Source organism: Umezakia ovalisporum Ak1311, assembly GCF_029891685.1.
Taxonomy (GTDB): domain Bacteria; phylum Cyanobacteriota; class Cyanobacteriia; order Cyanobacteriales; family Nostocaceae; genus Umezakia; species Umezakia ovalisporum.
The window spans coordinates 1-6,291 of sequence record NZ_JANQDJ010000064.1; the positions used below are offsets into that span (position 1 = coordinate 1).

Annotated in this window: 6 protein-coding genes; all 6 read right to left on the reverse strand. The window is 38.3% G+C overall.

Annotated elements, in window-relative coordinates; genetic code table 11:
• Positions 1 to 267: 267 nt before the first annotated feature.
• The 6 genes from NWP25_RS11845 to NWP25_RS18705 all read right to left on the reverse strand — a co-directional run bounded on the left by NWP25_RS11845 (position 268) and on the right by NWP25_RS18705 (position 6,128).
• The gene (locus NWP25_RS11845; protein WP_280649861.1) at positions 268 to 432 is read right to left on the reverse strand and encodes a hypothetical protein; all 165 of its coding nucleotides are present in this window, start codon (positions 430 to 432) and stop codon (positions 268 to 270) included.
• Positions 422 to 1,603, reverse strand: a complete 1,182-nt coding sequence (locus NWP25_RS11850; protein ID WP_280699472.1) for a glycosyltransferase — start codon at positions 1,601 to 1,603, stop codon at positions 422 to 424. The genes NWP25_RS11845 and NWP25_RS11850 overlap by 11 nt, the downstream gene beginning before the upstream one ends.
• A gap of 143 nt (positions 1,604 to 1,746) precedes the next feature.
• Complete coding sequence (locus NWP25_RS11855; RefSeq protein ID WP_280699474.1) at positions 1,747 to 2,877, reverse strand: glycosyltransferase family 4 protein; 1,131 nt, start codon at positions 2,875 to 2,877, stop codon at positions 1,747 to 1,749.
• 37 nt (positions 2,878 to 2,914) lie between these two features.
• Complete coding sequence (locus NWP25_RS11860) at positions 2,915 to 4,108, reverse strand: hypothetical protein (RefSeq protein ID WP_280699476.1); 1,194 nt, start codon at positions 4,106 to 4,108, stop codon at positions 2,915 to 2,917.
• A gap of 138 nt (positions 4,109 to 4,246) precedes the next feature.
• Positions 4,247 to 5,497, reverse strand: coding sequence for a glycosyltransferase family 4 protein (locus NWP25_RS11865; protein ID WP_280699478.1), 1,251 nt, complete (start codon positions 5,495 to 5,497; stop codon positions 4,247 to 4,249).
• A gap of 271 nt (positions 5,498 to 5,768) precedes the next feature.
• On the reverse strand, positions 5,769 to 6,128 hold the full coding sequence (locus NWP25_RS18705; protein ID WP_390904311.1) for a polysaccharide pyruvyl transferase family protein: 360 nt from the start codon (positions 6,126 to 6,128) through the stop codon (positions 5,769 to 5,771).
• Between the last annotated feature and the right edge of the window lie 163 nt (positions 6,129 to 6,291).

Below are 6,291 nucleotides of genomic sequence, written 5' to 3' on the forward strand. Positions count from 1 at the left end.
GCTCTTTTGAGTTAGGAATATACGGTAAAATAGCTTGTCTGTTTTCATCTGGGTTTAGAAATGCCATGGCAATGGTGTAGAGCTTGTTGTAATTTAGGGTTGTCAATGTTCCAAGTATCCACACCATGGACAACTGTCCAATAGGCAATACTCAAAAGGCGTTTGAGTTATGGGCAACGGGGGGAAAATTTGGATGGGTAGAAATAATTAAATCAGGAGGTTGTAATATTGCTATAGTTAATAGTTGGATAGCAAAAGCCGACGTTGTCAGAGGTTGTTTGATAAGTTTTCAAATGAATTAAGAGCCTGAAAGCTAAAGTCGGTTTCTAACCCACTATTTTGGTGTTTGGCGATGATGGTGTTCTGGGGTGGGGGTCGGTCTAAATCTGTTTCTTGTTCTAATAATGACTCCCGTGTAAACTCATCCACCATGTGGCTTATCGTATCCCAGAATATCCTTATAAATTCCCACCATTTTAGCGGCGACACTATCCCAGGTATAATTATTAAAGATAAATTCCCTAGCGGCATCCCCCATTTCTTGAGCTGCAATGGGGTCTTGCAACAGTTGAATTAAAGTGTCAGCTATTTTATCAGCGTCAATATCTACAATACTCGCCGCCTTAGCCTTACCAGCTTCGGGGAAGTTGCAGCCAGTGGTAATAACACAGGGTAAACCAGTGGCCATACCCTCTAGTACGGACATACTAAAACCCTCAGAATAGGAAGGCGCAACATAGATATCAGCTGCTGCTAAAGCTGCATATTTTAAAGTACCTGTCAATATTCCTGTAAAGGTAACACCATCCCTACAACCTGCTTTTATAAAATAGCTTTCAGCAGTGGGTAAAAATCCCATATTATCAGGGCCAGCCACAATCAAGTGAGCATCAGGAAATTTCTTCACTGCTTGAGCGAAGGCTGGGGCTAATAAATCTAATCCTTTTTTCGGGTCAATACGTCCTAAAAATATAATTAATGTTTTACTGCGAGTTGCGGGAAATTGTTGGTAAAAAATCTCTGGGCTAGGAAGAGATGCAAAATCTCTTCTATGGATACCATTAGGTACAATGACCAAGGGTGTTTTGAGATTTAGTGACTTAACTCCCTGTGCTTCGGATAAAGCTAACATTTGCATTGCAGTAGCTCTTTCTAAGGCTGGCTTTTCTAAAAGACTAAAGTACAATTTTTTCTTTGCAGACTTGTAAGCTAATGCCCAAGGCTCTAACATACCATGGGGAGTGGTAATGTAAGGAATTTTCCGAATTTGACAAGCCCAATATGCAGGTAAAACCGGATAGCAGAAAATGGTGTGGGTATGTACTATGTCATATTTAGATACATTCCGAAACAACCACTTAGTTAATGACCAAGTTAATTGATAACCGAAAAAATTCCATTGAGGAAAATATTGAATTCTGTAGTTTTTCTCTTGAATCCAAGTTAATAAGGGAACATCGAGAGTTGTAGAGCCGTTAGCATTGGTAGTGATAATATCAACCCTAACACCTTGTTCTCCAATCGCCTCGCTTAATTCTGGTACAACTTTAGACGGTCCGCCATAGAGTGGTGCCAAAACCGGGACAACTATTAGTATTTTCATTTAGTATTTTGATATTGAATGGTGCTTACCAGTCAACAATAGTATCAGGGCTTTTGCTCATTATGAGACACAAGTTGACACATTTTTTAATTTTTATTTACTTTCTTGACTATCTTTTTGGTATGCTATCTGCTGAAAAGCATTTAATGTTTTGCTAATGCATACTTAACTGCTTGGGTGAGTCCCTGAGCAAAATAATCAGGAGAAAACCTTTGAATATGTGCCAAAGCTGCGTCACTCATTTTGTGTAAGTCAATTTCTTCAGAACTCATTTTCACCATTAGATTAGTTAGCTGTTGCACATTTTCCGGGTCAAACCCAAACCCATTGACACCCTCAATGATTAAATCTTCATAACAGCCACAACGATTAGATACTAATACTGGTAAGCCAGCAGCCATGGCCTCATTGACCACTAACCCCCATTGTTCTTGTATACTAGTGTGAATGAAACAGCTAGCATGGGCGAAGTAAGGTAAAAGTTCATTTTGTTGCAGAAAGCCGGGAAGATGAACATAATCTGCAATTCCAGCTTGGGTAATTTGTGCTTCTAGCTGTGAACGTAATTCCCCATCACCACATAGCACTAAATCCCAAGCTTTATCCCCAGACAATTGCCGATAAGCACCATAGGCTGAAACTAAAAATGGCAGATTTTTTTTGGTAACAAATCTATTAATAGCTAAAAAGAATGGTTTATGTAATGGAGGAGATAAAGATTTGATTTGACTGGGGTGGAAAGCATCATTACCCACCACATCGTAACCTAAAAATATCGCCTCTGGTTTCATGCCTAAATTCATTAAATAACGTTTTTGTGGCTGTCCTCCCACTAGGGCGGATGTGTATCTTGTAATTAACCATCCTTTGATTTTTTCTTGCCACCAAAAACGGGGTGCATCATCTTCCTTACTCTCCGATAGTAGAATAGCGGGTTTACCATGCCAAAGACACCATAACAAAGTCGCCACCATAGTAGGACTAGCATAACCAGCAATGACGACAATATCTGATTTGCTTTTAGCTAAAGTTGAATATAGATGTTTAGTTATTTGCCAAAAGCCGGTTTTCTCCAGATGTTTGTCACTTATGGCTGAATAAATCTCAAAATTTACATTTTCTCTGGTTGTTTCCCAGGGATACTCTTTCTCATAACGAGCCAATTCAATGCCCAAGGTAAGCCAGCCTAATTTTAAACAACTTTTTTGAAAATAACTAACTCTAGCGAAATGATAAGGTCCGTAATTATTGAAAAGTACCGCTATCTTCAACATGTGTGTAACTTCATTTCTCGGTAAATTGCTGTATATTCTAATCTGTTAAATTACCCATAACTGGAACTTTTCTTCTACAAAAAAATGCCACTAAAAATACCACACCACCCTTGAATATCAATTCATTGACAAATCTACCGATACCATGACTAACACCTATCATAGCTGAATCAATTAATGACGCATATAAGATAGCAGCAATAATACTACCTCGATATGCAGCTGCTACCCAAAGGTTTTTAAACAAAAATGCCATCAAAGCAAAAGCGAGACAGCCAAAGTAGCCAAAGTCAGAAAAAGAATCACCCATACCAGTATCGGTTGTGCCTGTATGCCATCTGTAACCGTATATCGTTTCTAAATCATACATTGTTCCTATCTTAAATTGAAGTGACTCCTTCACATCAAAGCCGACAATCTGTCCGGGTACAAACTGAAAAATAATCCTGTCCCACAATCCCGTACCATAACCATATTGATTCATCACATCTGTGGAATCTATGATTAAAGCAGCATTACGTAATTCTAAGATATCCCCAGTTTCAGTAACTTGATCTAGGCTAGATTCAGCAATAGATGTCAGCAATTCCCAGTCACCGTTAAAAAGAGCAGTCCAAAAACCCCCACGCAATCGACCAAGTGCTGGGATAATAAAAGCCCCTAAAAAAATGCCTCCGACAAATAACCATCTATGAGGTATGTAACGTTTGACAAAGAAAAATGATACTACAACTATCATTACTAGCGCGACAGTTTCCTGGCGACGACCACCGTTAATAACACGTTGTAAAATCGGCCATGCAGTGATCACGGTCAGTGTAATATTCAGCCAATGAGGGCGAATCAAGGTAATTATTAAAAATATAGGTAAAGCAATGTAAAGAACGCCAGAAAAAAAGTACAATATCGTAGCTGGTCCAGTCCAGTTATTATTATGGGCTGCTCTCTGTATTTCTATCCTGGATAGTAAGAATGTACACAGATGCCCTATAGCACTCAGAACAATTGCGGCTCTGAATAGTTTGCCCTCATCTATGGGAACATTCAATCTGGCTAGCCACTTCCCGTTAGGTTGACCTTGATAGCCTAACCAGCACATACCAGCGCACATAAATGTGTATAGTAAGGTTTTGGCAATGATGGACGGGGTGACTACAGAACGATAATTATCATAGGTATTAATGAGACCGAAGGCTTGGGGGAGGATAAATGATAAAAAAATCGATGCCATGAAGAAGGGATATTGATATATCCTTTCTAACCGGATAGTCGACCAAGCAACTGTAGCAACACAGATAACTATAAATAAGTACAGGAAAGTGTAGGCTAAAACCATTGGTCTTTTAGCTAAGTTTATGCGGTAGTTGTATCATGCCAATACAGTCAATATTGACTGTTTTAAAAGCTCCTGGGAATTTTCTTGCAGGTTATTCCAGTATTGCTGCGTTGAAATTAAATTTAGTTGATGTTCCCCACCATAAATGGTTAGGAGTTTATGAGCAATATCCTCTAATGTCCTGATGGGAACTAAAAAACCGTCAACCCCATTTCTGACGACAGAACCAGCATTATTAGTAGTAATGATTGGTAACTTCCAATTCAAGGCTTCATAAGTCACCATTGCTGAACCTTCACAAATAGAAGGAAGAACAAATACATCCGCCCATGCGTATAATTTTGCCATGCGAGAGCGGGTCACTCGTCCCAAAAAATCAGCAACATGGCTGTACTCAGCTACTTTTTGAGGATGAATACTTATTCCGCCTGCTATTTTACAGGTAAAAGGGATTTTTTCCTTCAGTTGCTTTAAAGCCTCTAGTAAATAAGGAATACCTTTTCTCAGTCCTACTTCCCCAGCAAATAAAATCCTTAGTCCGTCTCCTCGTTCTTTGGGGATACTGCGCTGTACAATGTTTTGAGATGTTTGACTTTCTTTAATACGTCCCAAAGCAACCACGGTAATTTTTTTACTTTCCACACCTCTAGCTATTAAAGAATCTTTGACAAACTGAGAACCACAAATAATATGGTCAGCTAAATCTTGCTCTTGTTGCTCTCTTTGCGCTAATTCTAAATCAGCTGCACTGACTGTAAATGGTAAGTTCGACCATCCATCCCAAAAATTTTCTTCTTCTACCATCAGTTGATGTACTAGAGAGCGTTCCGCCAAAGTTTGATCAAGGATACATTTTATCCCTTGCTGTTTAGCATACTGGAAAAGTTCTAAAGATGCCCCATTAAAACCATAAATTACGTTAGCATCACCCAAGCCTCTTTGGAGGATGCTGTTGTTAAACGTGCTATTTGCCCAGATAAAGATAGAAGATAAGTCTTTTCCCTTTGCCTGGCGTAATTTCTGGGCATATTGATATCCTAAAATAGGAAAATGAATAACTCTGGCTGAGTTTAAACCAGGTTCATATCTCTCTAAAGCTTGTTTAAATATCTGAGGTAATCTATTAACTATAATTGGCTGCTTGAGAAGTGGTAATATGGGGATGTTGCCAGCGTAAAAGTCTGTATATAAAGTATCTAACATTCCCCATTGTTTAATCAGTAAAGGCTCTTGATAATGCTTTCTGGCACCTAACTGTGCCACAGCGACTTTAGGTTTAGGCATGGGTGTTTGGTATATTTTAGTTCAGAAGTTAGTTACAATCACATTTTCTCACTTCAAAGCTTATTTCTCCACAAAGCAGCGTCGGCATTAAGTCTTTCAACCTCTTCATTGTTCCAACCCTTTTTTTATGGAAGTAATAAGTGGAAGGGTTATAAATGCCCTGCCATTAACGGCAAGAACTCTTGCAGTTTCGTTAAAACAGAAAAAGGGGTAAAATCAGAAATGTTGAATCTCGTTACAAAACTTCACATATTCATGTAGTATAGTATTCTTATTTTGGTTCAGTAGGATTTATATTTTCCAGGAAGTTAATAAATTTTTCATGCTCTCCTTGTATTCTATCGTATTTGAGGTTAACTGGTTTATGAATAATATCCCCTAATCCAAGACGATCAAAGAGATAGGAACGCTTAGTATTGGCTAATAACATCGTTGATTGTTGATAAGCCAGGGCTATGACACATGCGTGAACTCTTGTGGCTATCACTAGAGAAGCATTCTTAATAATATTTAAATAAGAATATGGATTTAAACTTACAAAAGTATTAGGTCTTCTGTAAATTAAGGGTGTTAATTTTGTCAGGGTTTCGTGATGCAAACGAATAATCTTGATATCTTCAATATTGATAATAGTTGACGGTTGATGGTTGACTCACAAGTGTTGAATGTTAAGAAAGAGGTGATAAAAATAGCCCAAAATATGGTAAATTCTGGGCGAAGTATTAAAATAGAATAATTGATAATGATTATAAATTCATTTCCCAAGATTGTCAAAGACATCCTCAGACCGTTGC

Bases quoted from the DNA above. Each gene is read 5' to 3' on its own strand.
- NWP25_RS11845 (WP_280649861.1), bottom strand. From the start codon at position 432: ATGGTGGATGAGTTTACACGGGAGTCATTATTAGAACAAGAAACAGAT.
- NWP25_RS11850 (WP_280699472.1), bottom strand. From the start codon at position 1,603: ATGAAAATACTAATAGTTGTCCCGGTTTTGGCACCACTCTATGGCGGA.
- NWP25_RS11855 (WP_280699474.1), bottom strand. From the start codon at position 2,877: ATGTTGAAGATAGCGGTACTTTTCAATAATTACGGACCTTATCATTTC.
- NWP25_RS11860 (WP_280699476.1), bottom strand. From the start codon at position 4,108: ATGGCATCGATTTTTTTATCATTTATCCTCCCCCAAGCCTTCGGTCTC.
- NWP25_RS11865 (WP_280699478.1), bottom strand. From the start codon at position 5,497: ATGCCTAAACCTAAAGTCGCTGTGGCACAGTTAGGTGCCAGAAAGCAT.